This window comes from Nonomuraea sp. PA05, from assembly GCF_008086045.1.
Classification (GTDB): Bacteria; Actinomycetota; Actinomycetes; order Streptosporangiales; family Streptosporangiaceae; genus Nonomuraea; species Nonomuraea monospora.
This window is the reverse complement of record NZ_VSEY01000002.1, coordinates 339,991-354,842: the sequence shown is the minus strand read 5'-3', so window position 1 is coordinate 354,842 and position 14,852 is coordinate 339,991. Positions and strand designations below refer to the sequence as shown.

The 14,852-nt window shown below is 69.5% G+C and carries 13 protein-coding genes; 11 read left to right on the top strand and 2 right to left on the bottom strand.

Going from position 1 to position 14,852, the window contains the following annotated elements:
- Positions 1 to 43: 43 nt before the first annotated feature.
- Positions 44 to 1,069, bottom strand: coding sequence for an EAL domain-containing protein (locus FXF51_RS04610; protein ID WP_148432960.1), 1,026 nt, complete (start codon positions 1,067 to 1,069; stop codon positions 44 to 46).
- Positions 1,070 to 1,325: 256 nt separating this feature from the next.
- Here FXF51_RS04610 and FXF51_RS04605 point away from each other — a divergent pair, with 256 nt between their 5' ends.
- The gene (locus FXF51_RS04605; RefSeq protein WP_148432959.1) at positions 1,326 to 1,982 is read left to right on the top strand and encodes an acVLRF1 family peptidyl-tRNA hydrolase; all 657 of its coding nucleotides are present in this window, start codon (positions 1,326 to 1,328) and stop codon (positions 1,980 to 1,982) included.
- 158 nt (positions 1,983 to 2,140) lie between these two features.
- Here the strand turns inward: FXF51_RS04605 and FXF51_RS04600 are convergent, their stop codons facing one another.
- On the bottom strand, positions 2,141 to 2,965 hold the full coding sequence (locus FXF51_RS04600) for an NAD(P)H-binding protein (RefSeq protein ID WP_148432958.1): 825 nt from the start codon (positions 2,963 to 2,965) through the stop codon (positions 2,141 to 2,143).
- An 88-nt stretch (positions 2,966 to 3,053) separates the two neighbouring features.
- Here FXF51_RS04600 and FXF51_RS04595 point away from each other — a divergent pair, with 88 nt between their 5' ends.
- The 10 genes from FXF51_RS04595 (at position 3,054) to FXF51_RS04550 (ending at position 14,832) form a co-directional block, all read left to right on the top strand.
- Positions 3,054 to 3,632 (top strand): TetR/AcrR family transcriptional regulator, encoded by a 579-nt coding sequence (locus FXF51_RS04595; protein ID WP_148432957.1) that lies wholly within the window; start codon positions 3,054 to 3,056, stop codon positions 3,630 to 3,632.
- Between the two features lie 164 nt (positions 3,633 to 3,796).
- The gene (locus FXF51_RS04590) at positions 3,797 to 4,816 is read left to right on the top strand and encodes a LacI family DNA-binding transcriptional regulator (RefSeq protein ID WP_148432956.1); all 1,020 of its coding nucleotides are present in this window, start codon (positions 3,797 to 3,799) and stop codon (positions 4,814 to 4,816) included.
- A 74-nt stretch (positions 4,817 to 4,890) separates the two neighbouring features.
- Complete coding sequence (locus FXF51_RS04585; protein WP_148432955.1) at positions 4,891 to 5,547, top strand: DUF1961 family protein; 657 nt, start codon at positions 4,891 to 4,893, stop codon at positions 5,545 to 5,547.
- A gap of 123 nt (positions 5,548 to 5,670) precedes the next feature.
- The gene (locus FXF51_RS04580; protein WP_262379288.1) at positions 5,671 to 6,300 is read left to right on the top strand and encodes a YesL family protein; all 630 of its coding nucleotides are present in this window, start codon (positions 5,671 to 5,673) and stop codon (positions 6,298 to 6,300) included.
- A gap of 119 nt (positions 6,301 to 6,419) precedes the next feature.
- Positions 6,420 to 7,856, top strand: a complete 1,437-nt coding sequence (locus FXF51_RS04575; protein WP_148432954.1) for an extracellular solute-binding protein — start codon at positions 6,420 to 6,422, stop codon at positions 7,854 to 7,856.
- 62 nt (positions 7,857 to 7,918) lie between these two features.
- Positions 7,919 to 8,896: an ABC transporter permease gene (locus tag FXF51_RS04570; RefSeq protein WP_148432953.1), complete on the top strand. Its 978-nt coding sequence runs from the start codon at positions 7,919 to 7,921 to the stop codon at positions 8,894 to 8,896.
- 12 nt (positions 8,897 to 8,908) lie between these two features.
- Positions 8,909 to 9,820: a carbohydrate ABC transporter permease gene (locus FXF51_RS04565; RefSeq protein ID WP_148432952.1), complete on the top strand. Its 912-nt coding sequence runs from the start codon at positions 8,909 to 8,911 to the stop codon at positions 9,818 to 9,820.
- A gap of 8 nt (positions 9,821 to 9,828) precedes the next feature.
- Positions 9,829 to 10,452 carry a rhamnogalacturonan acetylesterase gene (locus FXF51_RS04560; RefSeq protein WP_262379287.1) on the top strand — a complete coding sequence of 208 codons (624 nt, stop codon included), beginning with the start codon at positions 9,829 to 9,831 and terminating at the stop codon, positions 10,450 to 10,452.
- Positions 10,449 to 13,121, top strand: a complete 2,673-nt coding sequence (locus tag FXF51_RS04555; protein ID WP_148432951.1) for a Tat pathway signal sequence domain protein — start codon at positions 10,449 to 10,451, stop codon at positions 13,119 to 13,121. Before FXF51_RS04560 ends, FXF51_RS04555 begins: the two co-directional genes overlap by 4 nt.
- A gap of 112 nt (positions 13,122 to 13,233) precedes the next feature.
- Positions 13,234 to 14,832 carry an ABC-F family ATP-binding cassette domain-containing protein gene (locus FXF51_RS04550; protein ID WP_148432950.1) on the top strand — a complete coding sequence of 533 codons (1,599 nt, stop codon included), beginning with the start codon at positions 13,234 to 13,236 and terminating at the stop codon, positions 14,830 to 14,832.
- The last annotated feature ends 20 nt before the right edge of the window (positions 14,833 to 14,852 follow it).

Sequence of the window (14,852 nt, the reverse complement as noted above, 5' to 3'; positions counted from 1 at the left end):
CTGCCCGCATGCGTCGGCCATGCTTGCTCCCTGCCCGCATGCGTCAGCTGCGGATCGCGGCGATCTGCCTGATCAGGTCGGAGACGCGGACGATGCCCAGGCAGCGGTTCAGCTCGTCGGTGACCACCAGGTCGTCGTAGACGCGGGTCGCGTCCCGGCCGGCCGCCTGCATGGCGGCGATGGCCGGGGTGGTGCGGGGCACCGTGCGCGGCGGGTCGGCCAGCCGCTGCGCCGGCTTCGAGCCGTGCAGCGCGTGCCCGTAGCGGGCCGCGAACGACAGCAGGAACCGGCTGCGGTCCAGGCTGCCCTTGGGCCGCTGGAACTCGTCCACCAGGATCACGCTGGTGATCGTCGGCTCGTGCCCGAACGCCGCCACGGCGTCCTCCGCCTTCGCCTCCGCCGGCAGCGTCACGGCGGGCAGCAGCAGCTCCTGCACGCGCGGGCCGAGCATGACCGTGGCGGGCGACTCGTCGGTGATCGGCAGCGGCACCCGGATCTTGCCGTCGGGGCCGGGCGCCAGCAGCGGGCCGTGCGCGAGCCGCACGCCCAGCCCGCGCGCCGTCGCCACCTGCGCCTCGCGCTCCACGCCCGGCGCCATGACGTGCGCGCCGATCCCGCGCGCCAGCGTCACCACCGCCCGCGCCACCGCGATCGCCCGGTGGTCGCCCGGGACGCGCGAGACCACCTCGGGGTCGAGGGCCAGCAGGTACGGAGCGGAGTCGGTGATCAGGTCCAGGGCCGCGCCCGCGGTGCCCACGTCCGCGAACCCGAGCAGGTAGCCGATCGTGCGCAGCCCGTCGAGCCCCACCTTGAGCAGCGGCCTGTCCTGCTCGTGGCACGGTCCAGCCAGCAGCAGGATCGCCTCGCGCGGATGCCTGCCCGCTCTGCGCAATGCCTCGTGCAGCGGCGCCAGCGCGCCCGCGCCCGACAGCACCACCCGGACCGGCAGCTCCAGCACCATGGGGAGCGGGACGGCGCGGAGGGTGCCGGTGGCGTCCACGATGGCGGGGTGCGCGATGACGGCCCCGGTGTCGAGATCCACCAGGGGACTCGTGAGCAGGGAGGACACGTACAGATGGTGCTCCTGTCACAGGCGTCTCAAAAGCCCCGCGAAACAGAATTAACCGACATTTCCGCTTTGGTTCCCGAGCGCGGCTCTGTTCCGGCGTGCGGCGCTGTTCCCGGGTGGGGCTTGTTCTTGCGTGGGGCCTGTTCCCGCGTGAGGCCTGTTCCCGCGTGGGGCTTGTGCCCGCGTGAGGCCTCTTCCCGCGTGAGGCTTGTTCCCGCGTGAGGCCGACCGGCGGGGGTCCGCTAGCCTGCGGGGCATGAGCGCGCGTCCGGCGAGGGGCGGCGGGCGGTGGGTCACCGTGCCGCCGGAGCGCCTGCATCCGTGGATCGACGGGTTCGCCACGCGCCACGGGCCCTTCTCGGCGAGCGGGGACGAGCGGGTCGTGCGGCTGGTGGCGGGCGACGGGGCGGTGGCCGAGCTGCACGTGCCGTTCCCGCCCATGACGCCGCCGGGGCCGCCGCACGTGACCCGGCTCGTCGCGCACGCCGGCCGGGAGCGGCGCATCGGGGTGTTCCTGGTACGGCTCGGCGGGTACGCGGCGGGGGTCTTCCACGGTGGCTCGCTGGTGGCGTCCAAGGTCGGGTCGCGGCTCGTTCAGGGGCGGACGGCGGCCGGGGGGTGGTCGCAGCAGCGGTTCGCCAGGCGGCGCAGGAACCAGGCGGCGCAGGCGTTCGACGACGCGGTGGGCACGGCGGTGCGGGTGCTGGCGCCGTACCTGGGGGAGCTGGACGCGGTGGTGCTCGGGGGTGATCGCAGGGCGGTGGACGCCCTGCGCGCCGACCGGCGGCTGGCGCCGGTGCTGGCGCTGGAGACCGAGCCCTTTCTGGTGGTGCCGGATCCGCGGCTGGCCGTGCTGCGGGACACGCCCGCCCTGTTCCGCGCGGTACGCGTCCGCGTCGTCGACCCCGGCTGACGCGCCCAGGCGATCAGGACCGACGCTCCCCAGACGATCCCGCCCCAGACGACCCCGCCTCATGCGCCCGCCTCATGCGCCCGCCTCATGCGCCCGCCTCATGCGCCCGCCTCATGCGCCCGCCTCATGCGCCCGCCTCATGCGCCCGGCTGGGGTGCTCAGGCGAAGGCGTCCTTGTGGTCGGTGAGGAAGTCCTGCCACGTGCGCGGCGCGTGGCCCGTGACCTCCCGCACCACCCCCGTGGCCGGCGCCCAGCTCCCATCCCCCGTCTCCGCCTGCAGCTCGGCCAGCTCCCCCGCGAACGGCTGCGGAACGCCCCGCCCCTCCAGATGGGCGGCCATCTCGGGCACGGACAGGTTCACGTACCGGACCTCCCGCCCGAGCACCTCGGCGGCCTGCGCGGCGATCGCGTCGTGCGACAGGGACGGCGGGCCGGTCAGCAGGTACTCGCGGCTGGGGCCCACCGGCGAGGTGAGCAGGGCGGCGGCCACGTCGGCGATGTCGCGGGTGTCGATGTAGTTGACCGGGGTGTGGCCGTAGGAGCCGTACATGGTGCCGTCGCGGAAGTCGCGCGGCAGGGTCTGCATGAAGCCGCTGGGCTGGAGGATCGCGTACGGGACGCCCGATTTCCTGAGGTGGGCGTCGACGAGGCCGTGCATGCCCATGCCCAGCCGCGCGCCCGGCGCGGCGCCGCGGACGGAGACGGCGACGATCTGCGCGACGCCCGCTTCGGCGGCCAGGTCGATGACGGCGCGGTGGGCGTCGACGAAGCCGGGCCAGATGCCGCTGTTGAGGAAGAGCCGGTCGCCGGGGGAGAGCAGCGCGCCGATGGTGCGGGGCTCGTCGAAGTCGGCCGGCGCGTACGGGCTGCCCAGGTCGTCGGCGGGGCGGCGGACGACGGCGAGCGTGTCGTGGCCGTGGCCGTGCAGCCGCCCGGCGAGGGCGCGGCCGATGTTGCCGGTGGCACCGGTGATCACGATCATGGGAGTCCCTCCGGTAAGTGGAATCTCGGATTCCGGTTGTCTGGACGGTACACTAAGCGGAATCGGATCGTCCACTTGGAGGTCGTGGGTGCGAGCGGATGCCAGGCGGAACCTGCACAAGATCGTCGAGGCGGCCGCGGAGGTGGTCGCCGAGCGCGGCGTCAACGCCCCCATGGAGGCCATCGCCAAGCGCGCCGGCGTCGGCATCGGCACGCTCTACCGCCGCTTCCCCGACCGCGACGCGCTGATCGCGGCCGTCGGCGACCACTACATCCACACGATGGCCGAGGCGCTGGACACTGCCGCCGCCGGCTCCGCCGACGCCTGGAACGCCATCCGGGAGTTCGTCTCCTGGGTCGCCGAGCCGGGACGCGCCGCGCTGTCGACCGCGCTGGCCGTGCTGCCGGAGGAGGCGATCGTGGAGCGGGAGGAGTTCGCGCGGGTGCGGGCGGGCTGGGTGGGGCAGTTCGACGCGCTCGTCAGGAAGGCTCAGGCCGAGGGCTCGATGCGGCCGGACGTCGGCGTCGAGGACCTCGTCCACCTGCTGAACGTCTTCACCTGCCACCCGGACCAGCTTCCCGCCCCGGTCGCCGCCGATCCGGGGCGGTACCTGCTCCTGATGCTCGACGGGATGAAGTCCGGCGCCGCCACGCCTTCCGGAGCGTGACCACCCCGAGTCGTTGAGACGATTCAAAACAATCTTGAATGCCGCTATGATGAGCCGAAGTTCACGGTGAACCGCAGTTGGCGGTTCGCCGTACGCAGCGAGTCCTGCGTTTTATCACTCTGGATCGACGTACTTCTTTTTGCAGCACGGCCTCGTGAGGATCGATGGCGACCAGGAACATCAAGGAGGTCGCGCAGCTGGCGCGCGTCTCAGTGGGGACGGTGAGCAATGTACTCAACCGCCCGGAGATCGTGTCCCCCGCCACACGCGAACGCGTCTTCGAAGCAATCAAGAAACTCGGCTTCGTCCGCAATGAGGTGGCCCGCCACCTGCGGGTGGGCCGCAGCAGGACGGTGGGGCTCGTCGTGCTGGACGTGTCCAACCCTTTCTTCGTGGACGTCGCCCAGGGCGCGGAATCCGTGGCCGACGACCACGACTCGATGGTGGTGCTCTGCAACAGCGCCGGCGACACCGGCCGCGAGCGCCGCCACCTCGACCAGCTCGAACAGCAGCGGGTGATGGGCATACTGATCACCCCGGTCGAGACGGAGAGCCCGTGGGTGGAGGAGCTGATCGCCCGCGGCACCCCGGTCGTGCTGGTCGACAGCCCCGCGACAGGGCTGCAGTGCTCGGTCGCCGTGGACGACCGGCTCGGCGGGCAGATCGCCGGCGCGCACCTCATCGAGCGCGGGCACCGGCGGATCATGTTCGCCGGCGGGCCGATGTCCATCAAACAGGTGGCCGACCGGCACGCGGGCGTGACCAGCGCCGTCGCCGCCGCGGACGGCGCCGTCGAGCTGCTCACCTCCAGCGCGCCCACGCTCACCGTGGCGGAGGGGCGGGCCATCGGCGAACGGGTGGCGGCGCTGCCTCCCGACGAGCGGCCGACCGCCGCCTTCTGCGCCAACGACATGATGGCGCTGGGGTTCTTACAGGCCATGGCCTCGCAGGGGCTCCGCGTGCCCGAGGATCTGGCGATCATCGGGTACGACGACATCGACTTCGCGGCCGCCGCGGCCGTGCCGCTGTCCTCCATCCGGCAGCCCAGGGAGCTCCTGGGACGCACGGCGATCGACCTGTTGCTGGAGGAGGTCGCCGATCCCGAGCAGCATCGGCACCGCCAGGTCATCTTCCAGCCTGACCTGGTGATCCGGGAGTCGAGCGCGCTGCGCCGCGACGCCTGAACGCGGGGTGGCCCCACCGCCGGGCGATGGCTGCCGGTCGTTCAATCGTTTGCCCCGCACAAGGGAGCACCTTCATGAGAGTTCTCTATGAGAATTCCCTGTCCACCCCTCAGGACCTGGCCGGTTTCCGCATGGAGGGGGACGGCGCCGTGTCGTTCCCGCAGGGCAGGCTGAGGCTGGAAAGTCTCCGGCCGCCGTCCGACGGCCAGGCGGCCAACCTCGTCCTCTGGTGCCCGGAGGAGTTTCCGCAGGACATCCGGATCGAGTGGGACTTCTGGCCGATCAGGGAGCCGGGCCTGGCGATCATGTTCTGCCATGCCCGGGGGAGGAACGGCGAGGACCTGTTCGACCCTGCCCTGGCGCCCCGCAGCGGGCCCTACGAGCAGTACCACCACGGCGACCTCGACGCCTACCACGTGTCGTACTTCCGCCGGATGTGGCCCTCGGAACGGGCCCTGCACACCTGCAACCTGCGCAAGAGCCATGGCTTCCATCTGGTCGCCCAGGGCCCCGACCCGCTGCCGGCCGTGCTGGACGCCGACGGCCCCTACGCGATCCGCCTCGACGTCGAGGCGGGTGCCGTGACGTTCGCAATCAACGATTTGGTCTCGTTCCGCTGGGAGGACGACGGGTCCATCGGCGGCCCCGCCCTGGCAGGAGGCAAGATCGGCTTCCGGCAGATGGCTCCGCTGATCGGAGAGTACGCAAATCTCCGCGTATCTCGTCATTGACTTTGAGTCGATTCAACACTAATTTCGCACCAACCGCCGTTCACTCGCTTGTAACTGGGCAGGAACCACGGTGCAATACTCCACCCCCGTATCCGTGCACATGCCACGAGAAGGTGGTGCCGGATGAACCATCCCGCCATGTCGATCAGGATCCAAGCTGCCTGCTCAGAGGTCATCTGGGCGGCTCGCCTGAACCTGATCTGGCTCGTGTTCACCCTCGCGGGAGGCGTGATTCTCGGGCTCGGGCCCGCTACCGTAGCCGCCTACACCCTGGCGCGGAGGCATGCCCGGAATGAAACGTTTCAGGCTTGGAGCGAATTCTGGACCGTCTACCGACGGGAGTTCGTCCGGGCCTCGTTGCTGGTCCTGCCGGCGGTGCTGGTCGCCACCGTGCTGGTCGGCAACTACCTCTACTTCTCCGCCCTGGGGCCTGACCTCGGAGCGCCGCGAATCGCCAGTTTCGTGGCACTCATCGTGCTCGCGGGTGTGGGGGCACATGTAGGGCCGCTTTACGCGCACTACGACCTGCCGCTCTGGGCCTACTGGCCCAAGGCGGTCCAGCTAGCGCTGCTGCGTCCGGCGTCGTCCGTGATCTTGCTGCTAGCGCTCTCGGCCATCGCCTACGCGACCTTGGCGCTGCCCATCCTGGCGCCGCTGATCAGCTTCGGCGCGTGGATCTATCTCAACACGTGGCTCTGCCAGCGCTTCTTTCAGGAGAACGAGGCGCGCTTGCATTCGAAAGGGAACTCATGAGCGCATCCCGTCGTCGGCGGCTTCTCGCCGGTGTGTTAACGCTAACGGCTGCTCTCACCGCCTCGGCCTGTTCTGGAGGTGGCGACGCGGCCCAGTCCGACCCGAACACGATCACGTTCATGGCGAAGCTGTTCGGCACCGCGCCCGAGCCCACCGGCGAGCTGCAGCAGGCCATCGAGAAGTTCCTCGGCAAGAAGATCAAGGTCACCTGGGTCCCCAACGCCGAGTACACCGAGAAGATGAACGTCACGCTGGCCTCGGACAGCATTCCGCAGGTCGTCGTCGTGGACCCGAAGATGCCGGCGTTCGTGAAGTCCGCCCAGGCCGGTGCGTTCTGGGACCTGACCGACAAGCTCGACAAGTATCCGAACCTCAAGCCGGCGGACGAGCGGACCGCGCTCAACGCCTCCGTCAACGGCAGGATCTACGGCCTCTACCGCATGCGCCCCCTGCTGCGTTCGGCGGTCGTGATCCGCAAGGACTGGCTGGAGAAGGTCGGCCTCAAGGAACCGACCACGATCGACGAGTTCTACGAGGTCGCCAAGGCCTTCACCGAGAAGGACCCGGACGGCAACGGCAAGAAGGACACCTACGGCCTCATCATTCCGAAGTGGCCGTCCAGCTCCTACGCCAGCGCCAGCCCGTTCGACGTGGTCGAGACCTGGTTCGGCGCCCCGACGGGCTGGGGCGAGCGCGACGGCAAGGTCATCCCCGGCTTCGACACGCCTGAGTTCGTCGAGGCCAACAAGTTCCTCAAGAAGATGGTCGACGAGGGCCTGGTCAACCCCGACTTCGCCACCCTCGACACCGCCAAGTGGAACGAGCCGTTCTTCCACGGCCGCGGCGGCATGATCATCGACGTCAACATCCGCTCCCGCCAGGTCCTCGACCTGTTCAGGGAGGACGGCGACCAGAACTACGGTGACAAGGTCACCATGGTCGGCAATCTGGCGCGCTCCGACGGCAAGAAGTTCTCCTACCCGTTCAGCGGCTACGCCGACTCCCTGGCCATCTCCAAGCAGAGCGTGCGGACCGAGGCCGAGCTGGACAACGTGCTGAAGACGCTGGACAAGCTGGCCACCAAGGAAGGCCAGGTCCTGCTGCAGAACGGCATCGAGGGCCGTAACTTCAAGGTCGAGAACGGCGACACCGCCACGCTGATCAACGTGGACGACCCCGCCGTCAGGACCGTCCAGGACAACGTGGACGACGCGTTCACGCAGCTCAGCACCAAGGGCACGATGGACATCGGCGGCATCGCCTACCAGCGCATCCCTCCGGGCCAGCCGTACCGGGACATCATCGCCAAGCAGAAGGAACTGGTCGAGGAGGACCTCAAGACGGCGGTGCACAACGTCGCGCTGCCCGTCGTGGCTCCCGCGCAGGTCGAGAAGGGCCCGCAGATCGACAAGATCATCGGTGACGCGCGGGTCAAGTTCCTCTCGGGCGCGATCGACGAGGCGGGCCTGAAGGCCGAGATCCAGAAGTGGCACGCCGGCGGTGGCGACCAGATCATCACCGAGGTCAACGACCTGCTCGCCAAGCTCCCCAAGTAGAACGACCCCCCGCGTGAGGGGCCCGGCTGCTGCCGGGCCCCTCACATTGAAAGGAGGCCGCTGTGGCCACCGACCTGGCGACGCCTCCGAAGGCGGCGCCCAAGGCGAAGAAGCCGAAAAGGGCCGACAAGGTGCCGCTCGGCACCGCGGTGCTGCGTTACCGCTGGCTCTACCTGATGCTCCTGCCGGGCGTCGCCTACTTCGTGATCTTCAAGTACCTGCCGATGTACGGCGTGACGATCGCGTTCCAGGACTACCTGCCCTTCCTCGGTTACTCGGGCAGCCCCTGGGTCGGCCTCAAGCACTTCGAGCAGCTCTTCTCCGGGCCGGACTTCGCCCGGCTGCTGGCCAACACGCTGATCCTGGCGGCGCTGCACATCATGTTCGTCTTCACCGCGCCGGTCATCGTCGCGCTGATGCTGAACGAGCTGCGGGTCAACATCCTCAAGCGCTCGATCCAGTCGCTCATCTACATCCCGCACTTCCTGTCGTGGACCATCGTCGCGGCGCTGACGTACGTGCTGTTCGCGGCCGACTTCGGGGTGATCGCCGCCTGGATGCGCGATCTGCTGGGTGACACCACCAAGATCGACTACATGGCGCAGGAGCAGTGGTTCCGTGAGATCGTCATCCTCCAGCAGCTCTGGAAGATGACGGGCTGGGGCACGATCATCTACCTGGCCGCGCTGGCCGGCGTGGACCCCAACCTGTACGAGGCCGCCCGCATGGACGGCGCCGGCCGCTCCCGCCAGCTCTGGCACGTCACGCTGCCCGCGATCCGCCCGACGGTCGTCGTCATGGCCATCCTCGCCTCCGGAAACCTGCTGGACTCCGGCTTCGAGCAGATCTGGCTGATGACCACCTCCCTGAACCGCGAGGTCGCCGAGGTGTTCGACACCTACGTCTACTACGCCGGCGTCCAGAACGGAAACTTCAGCTACTCCACCGCGGTCGGCCTGTTCAAGGGCGTGGCCGGCGTCATCCTGATCTTCGGCTCCAACTGGCTGGCCAAGCGCATGGGCCAGCGGGGACTGTTCTAAGGGGCCCCGGCAATGACCACTATGACTGAGACCAAGCCCAAGAAGCTCGCGGTCAACAACAACAGCTCCGTCGGCAGCCGCGTCTTCGACGTCCTCAACGTCGTCGCGCTCGTCGGCCTGGCGTTGATCACGGTGCTGCCGCTGATCTACGTGCTGGCCGCGTCGCTCGCCAGCGAGCCCGAGATCGCCTCCAGGCCGTTCTTCCTGTGGCCGGAGAAGATCGTCACCGAGGCGTACGAGTACATCTTCGCCACCCCCACCTTCATCCGGTCCCTGCTCACGACCGTCGTCGTGACGGCGGTCGGCATGGTGGTGCAGGTCATGCTGACCTTCACCATGGCCTACCCGCTGGCCAAGCGGTACCTGCCGGGCCGCACGCTGGTGCTGAACCTGGTCATCTTCACCATGGTCTTCTCCGGCGGCATGATCCCCACCTACCTGGTGGTGCGTGACCTGGGGCTGCTCGACAGCTACTGGGCGCTCATCCTGCCGCTGGCGATCAACCCGTTCTACCTGATCATCGTCAAGAGCTTCTTCCAGGAGCTGCCGCAGGCGCTGGAGGAGGCGGCCAGGATCGACGGCTGCAACGAGATGGGCGTTTTCTTCAGGATCGTCCTGCCGCTGTCGAAGCCGATCATCGCGACGTTCTCGCTGTTCTACGCGGTGGCGATCTGGAACGACTACATGTCGCCGCTGCTGTACATCACCGATCCGAACAAGTGGACGCTGCAGATCCTCGTCCGCCAGCTCGTGGCCACCGACCCCGCGGCTGCCCTGTCGCAGATGGACCGCACCTGGGTGCCGCCGGAGCAGGGCGTGAAGTTCGCGATCATCGTGATCGCGACGCTGCCGATCCTGTTCTTCTACCCGTTCCTGCAGAAGCACTTCGCCAAGGGCGTGCTGATCGGCGGCGTCAAGGAGTGAGCCAAGGAGTGAGCCCGCGCACCGTGCTGCTGGCGGGGGACTCGACGGTCGCCTCCTGCCCGGCCTTCGAAGCACCGATGTCCGGATGGGGGGCGCAGCTCGGGTCGTACGTCGGCGGCCCGGTGCGCAACCTCGCCAAGGGCGGCGCCACCACGGCCAGCCACCGCGCCGAGGGGCTGTGGGCGGCGCTGCTGCGCGAGACCTCGCCCGGTGACGTGGTGGTGATCCAGTTCGGGCACAACGACCAGAAGGAGCCCGAGCTGCCGTACCGGGAGAACCTGCGTGCCTTCGTCGAGGAGGCGCGCGCGGCGGGCGCGCTCCCGGTGCTGTGCACACCTGTGCAAAGGCGCAGGTTCGAGGACGGGCGGCTGGCGTCCACGCACGGCGACTACCCCGACCAGGTGCGCGAGCTGGCCGCCGCCGGGGACGTACCGCTCATCGACCTGACGCGAGCCACCACCGAGCTGTACGAACGCCTCGGCCCCGAGGGGTCGAAGGCCCTGTTCACCCACTTCCCGCCGGGCACGCATCCGCTCTATCCGGACGGCGTGGCCGACGACACCCACTTCTGCTTCCGCGGCGCCGACGAGGTTGCCGCGATCGTCGCCGGACGACTGAAGGGAATCGCATGACCGAGCTGCGCTGGCTGGACCGACCGGGAGAGCAAGGAGTGACCTGGGGAGTCCCGTGGCCACGCGGCACGGTCGAGCGGGGCACGCCGTTCGCGCTGGCCGACGGCGACGGCCGCCGGGTGCCGGTGCAGAGCTGGGTGACCGCCACCTGGCCGGACGGCTCGGTCAAGTGGACGGCCCACGCCATCGGCGCCCGGCCCGCCGCGAAGGAGTACCGGCTCGAACCCGGCGCGCCCGCCGCGAACGAGCACCGGCCGGAACCGGGCGGCGCGCCCATGGCTCTCGGCGACCAGGTCGCCACGACGGAGTACCAGTCCGGACCGGACGGCGTGCCCACGGCCCGCGGCGGTGCCGTCACGGTCACGCACGAGGGTCGCGACCTGGTCGTGGACACGGGCGTCGTCACCTGGAGGATCGGCGGCGGCTCGGTGGCCCGGTCGATCTCGCGCGGGAGCCGCGAGATCGTCAGGGACGTGCGCCTGATCAGCCTCCGCCAGGCCGAGCCCACCCCCGACGAGGGCGGCCACGTCGCCCGCGAGCAGGCGGAAGGCGTCGTCGAGAGCGTCACGGTCGAGCAGGACGGACCGGTCCGCGCCGTCGTCAGGCTGGAGGGCAGGCACGGCGGCTGGCTGCCGTTCACCGTGCGCCTGTACTTCTACGCGGGCGCCGAGCAGGTGCGCGTCCTGCACACCTTCATCTGGGACGGCGACCCCGAGCGCGACTTCCTGGCCGGCCTGGGCCTGCGCGCCGACGTGATCATGCGGGACGAGCCGCACGACCGGCACGTGCGGCTGGCCGGCAGCGACGGGTTCCTCACCGAGGCCGTGCGCGGGCTGACCGGCCTGCGCGTCGATCCGGGAGAGGCCGCCCGCCGCGCCCAGGTCGAGGGCCGCCCGGCGGGCGAGCTGGACCCCGAGGTCGCGAGCCGCCTGCACCTCATCCCCGCCTGGAACGACTACACCCTCGACCAGACCTCGGCCGACGGCTACACCCTGCGCAAGCGCACCAAGGAGGGCCACTCCTGGGTGACGATCCCCGCGGGCGCCCGCTCCCAGGGCTACGGCTACGTGGGCGGGGCCGGCGGCGGGCTCGGCTTCGGGCTGCGCGACTTCTGGCGGCTGCACCCGTCCCGGCTGGACGTCAGGAACGCCGCGGGCGACGTCGCCACCGCCACCGTCTGGCTGTGGTCGCCGTCCGCGCCCGCCATGGACCTGCGGTTCTACCACGACGGCATGGGCCAGGACACGTTCGAGGAGCAGCTCGAAGGCCTGGAGATCACCTACGAGGACTACGAGCCGGGGTTCGGCGATCCGCGCGGCATCGCCCGTACGCACGAGCTGAGCCTGCGCGTCCACGACGCCACGCCGTCCGCGCGGGACCTGGCCGCGCACGCCGCCGCCATGAACGAGCCGGGGCTGCTCGTCGCGAGCCCGGAGCGGGTGCGCGAGGCGGGCGTGTTCGGCGTGTGGGGCCTGCCCGACCGCTCCACGCCCGCGCACGCCGAGATCGAGGACCGCCTCGACTTCCTCTTCGACCTGTACGTGCGCGAGCGCGAGCAGCGCCGCTGGTACGGGTTCTGGGACTACGGCGACGTCATGCACACCTACGACGGCGACCGGCACACCTGGCGCTACGATGTCGGCGGCTACGCCTGGGACAACTCGGAACTGTCACCCGACCTGTGGCTGTGGCTGCAGTTCCTGCGCACCGGCCGCGCCGACGTCTTCCGCTTCGCCGAGGCCATGACCCGTCACACCGGCGAGGTGGACGTCTACCATCTGGGCAGGTGGAAGGGCCTGGGCAGCCGCCACAACGTGCAGCACTGGGGCTGCAGCTGCAAGCAGTTGCGCATCTCCAACGCCGCCTACCGGCGCTTCTACTACTACCTGACGGCCGACGAGCGCGCCGGCGACCTCATGGACGAGCTGAGCGTCCCCGAGGAGACGTTCCTGGCGATCGACCCGCTGCGCAAGGTGCGCGAGGACGTCTACACCCCCGACCCGTCCGCGCTGTCGGTCGGGCTCGGCACCGACTGGGGCTCGCTGGCGGCGGCCTGGCTGACCAGGTGGGAGCGGCACGGCGACGAGCGGGCCAGGGACCGGCTGCTCGGCACGATGGCCGACATCGGCGCGATGCCGCGCCGCTTCCTGTCGGGCGAGGGCCGCCTAGACCTGGACAGCGGGCGCTTCGACACCACCCGCGACCAGATCTCCATCTCGCACCTGTCGTCGCTGTTCGGGCTGCCGGAGATGTGCGCGGAGCTGATCGCGCTCGACCTGGGCGTGCCCGGCTTCGAGCAGGCGTGGCTGGAGTACTGCCGCCTCTACCTGGCGCCGCCGGAGCAGCAGGAGGCCGAGGTGGGGCAGCGGCTGAGCGGGATCTCGCTGATCCAGGCGCACAGCAGGCTCACGGCGTACGCGGCGGCCCGCACCGGGGACGCGGAACTGGCGGCCTGGGCGTGGCGCAAGTTCCGCCTCGGGGAGGGGGACCAGCTCAACCGCAACCCGTTGCAGCATCAGGAGAACTGGGAGCTGACGCTGGTGGACGGGCCCGAGGTGCCGCATCCGGTGCACGAGGCGCCGTTCGTCAGCACCAACAGCGCCGCGCAGTACGGCCTGGCCGCCATTCACAACCTGGTGCTGATCGGCGAGCACCTGCTGAGGCGTTAACGAGAGGTGGGGCTCCCGCCGGGAGCCCTACACTGATCGGTATGCATACTCCCGATTGACCGGCGGCGCACGCCCAATCCTTGTTTCCTAGCTCGGGAGTGTTCCGGTCACCATGATCATCGCTAATGATATCGAGCTGCGCGCGGGCGCGCGCCTGCTCATCGAGAAGGCCTCGTTCCGGGTCAATCCCGGCGACAAGATCGGCCTCGTCGGCCGCAACGGCGCGGGCAAGACGACGCTGACCAAGGTGCTGGCGGGTGAGGGCATCCCCGCCGCGGGCACCGTCACCACCACGGGCAGCGTCGGCTACCTGCCGCAGGACCCGCGCACCGGCGACCTCCAGGTGCTCGCCCGCGACCGCATCCTGTCGGCGCGCGGCCTCGACGAGGTCATCCGCAAGCTGCGCGAGGCCGAGCTCGGCATGTCCTCGGCCGACGACCGCACCAGGGAGAAGGCCGTCAGGCGGTACGGCCGGCTGGAAGATCAGATGCATGTCCTGGGCGGGTACGCCGCCGAGTCGGAGGCCGCCTCCATCGCCTCCAGCCTGGGGCTGCCCGACCGGGTGCTCGGCCAGCCCTTGCAAACGCTTTCCGGTGGCCAGCGCAGACGCGTGGAATTGGCACGAATTCTTTTCAGCGGGGCGGAAACTCTCCTTCTAGACGAGCCCACAAACCACCTAGATGCGGACTCAATCGGGTGGCTTCGCGATTTTTTGCGCAGTCATCAAGGTGGCTTGGTGATCATCAGCCACGACGTCGGACTTCTTGAAGCGACGGTCAACAAGGTCCTGCACCTGGACGCCAACCGCTCGGTGATCGATCACTACAACGTCGGCTGGAAGGCGTACCTGGCCCAGCGGGAGACCGACGAGAAGCGCAGGAAGCGCGAGCGGGCCAACGCCGAGAAACAGGCCGGCGCGCTGCTGGCGCAGGCCGACAAGATGCGCGCCAAGGCCACCAAGGCCAAGGCCGCCCAGGACATGATGCGCCGCGCGCACCGCCTGCTGGCGGGCACCGAGGAGGAGCGGCAGAGCGACAAGGTGGCGCGGCTGCGCTTCCCCGAGCCGCAGCCGTGCGGGCGCACCCCGCTGACGGCCCAGGAGCTGTCCAAGTCGTACGGGTCGCTGGAGGTCTTCACCGACGTCGACGTGGCCATCGACCGAGGTCACAGGGTCGTCATCCTGGGGCTGAACGGCGCGGGCAAGACCACTCTGCTGCGCATTCTCGGCGGCATCGAGCAGCCCGACACCGGCGAGATCAGGCCGGGCCACGGCCTCAAGATCGGTTACTACGCGCAGGAGCACGAGACCCTCGACTCGGACCGCACTCTGCTGGAGAACATGCGCTCGGCCGGGGGCGAATTCACCGACACCGAGTTGCGCAAGGTGCTCGGCTCGTTCCTGTTCACCGGCGACGACGTCGACAAGCCCGCCGGTGTTCTGTCGGGCGGCGAGAAGACTCGCCTGGCACTGGCGATCTTGGTACTGTCGAGCGCCAATGTCCTCCTTCTCGACGAGCCCACGAACAACCTCGATCCGGTCAGCCGCGAGCAGGTTCTCAACGCCCTGAGGTCGTATTCAGGAGCAATCGTCCTAGTCACACATGACGAGGGTGCCGTTGACGCCCTGTCACCGGATAGGGTGATCTTGCTACCGGACGGAACTGAAGACGCGTGGAGCGACGAATTTTCCGATCTTGTGGCACTTGCCTGATCTTAATTTGAGTGGGTACG

What these genes read in the sequence shown, in the direction of transcription:
- FXF51_RS04605 (WP_148432959.1), top strand. Translation starts at nt 1,326, where the DNA reads ATGAGCGCGCGTCCGGCGAGGGGCGGCGGGCGGTGGGTCACCGTGCCG.
- FXF51_RS04600 (WP_148432958.1), bottom strand. Translation starts at nt 2,965, where the DNA reads ATGATCGTGATCACCGGTGCCACCGGCAACATCGGCCGCGCCCTCGCC.
- FXF51_RS04590 (WP_148432956.1), top strand. Translation starts at nt 3,797, where the DNA reads ATGGCGACCAGGAACATCAAGGAGGTCGCGCAGCTGGCGCGCGTCTCA.
- FXF51_RS04585 (WP_148432955.1), top strand. Translation starts at nt 4,891, where the DNA reads ATGAGAGTTCTCTATGAGAATTCCCTGTCCACCCCTCAGGACCTGGCC.
- FXF51_RS04580 (WP_262379288.1), top strand. Translation starts at nt 5,671, where the DNA reads ATGAACCATCCCGCCATGTCGATCAGGATCCAAGCTGCCTGCTCAGAG.
- FXF51_RS04575 (WP_148432954.1), top strand. Translation starts at nt 6,420, where the DNA reads ATGGCGAAGCTGTTCGGCACCGCGCCCGAGCCCACCGGCGAGCTGCAG.
- FXF51_RS04565 (WP_148432952.1), top strand. Translation starts at nt 8,909, where the DNA reads ATGACCACTATGACTGAGACCAAGCCCAAGAAGCTCGCGGTCAACAAC.
- FXF51_RS04555 (WP_148432951.1), top strand. Translation starts at nt 10,449, where the DNA reads ATGACCGAGCTGCGCTGGCTGGACCGACCGGGAGAGCAAGGAGTGACC.
- FXF51_RS04550 (WP_148432950.1), top strand. Translation starts at nt 13,234, where the DNA reads ATGATCATCGCTAATGATATCGAGCTGCGCGCGGGCGCGCGCCTGCTC.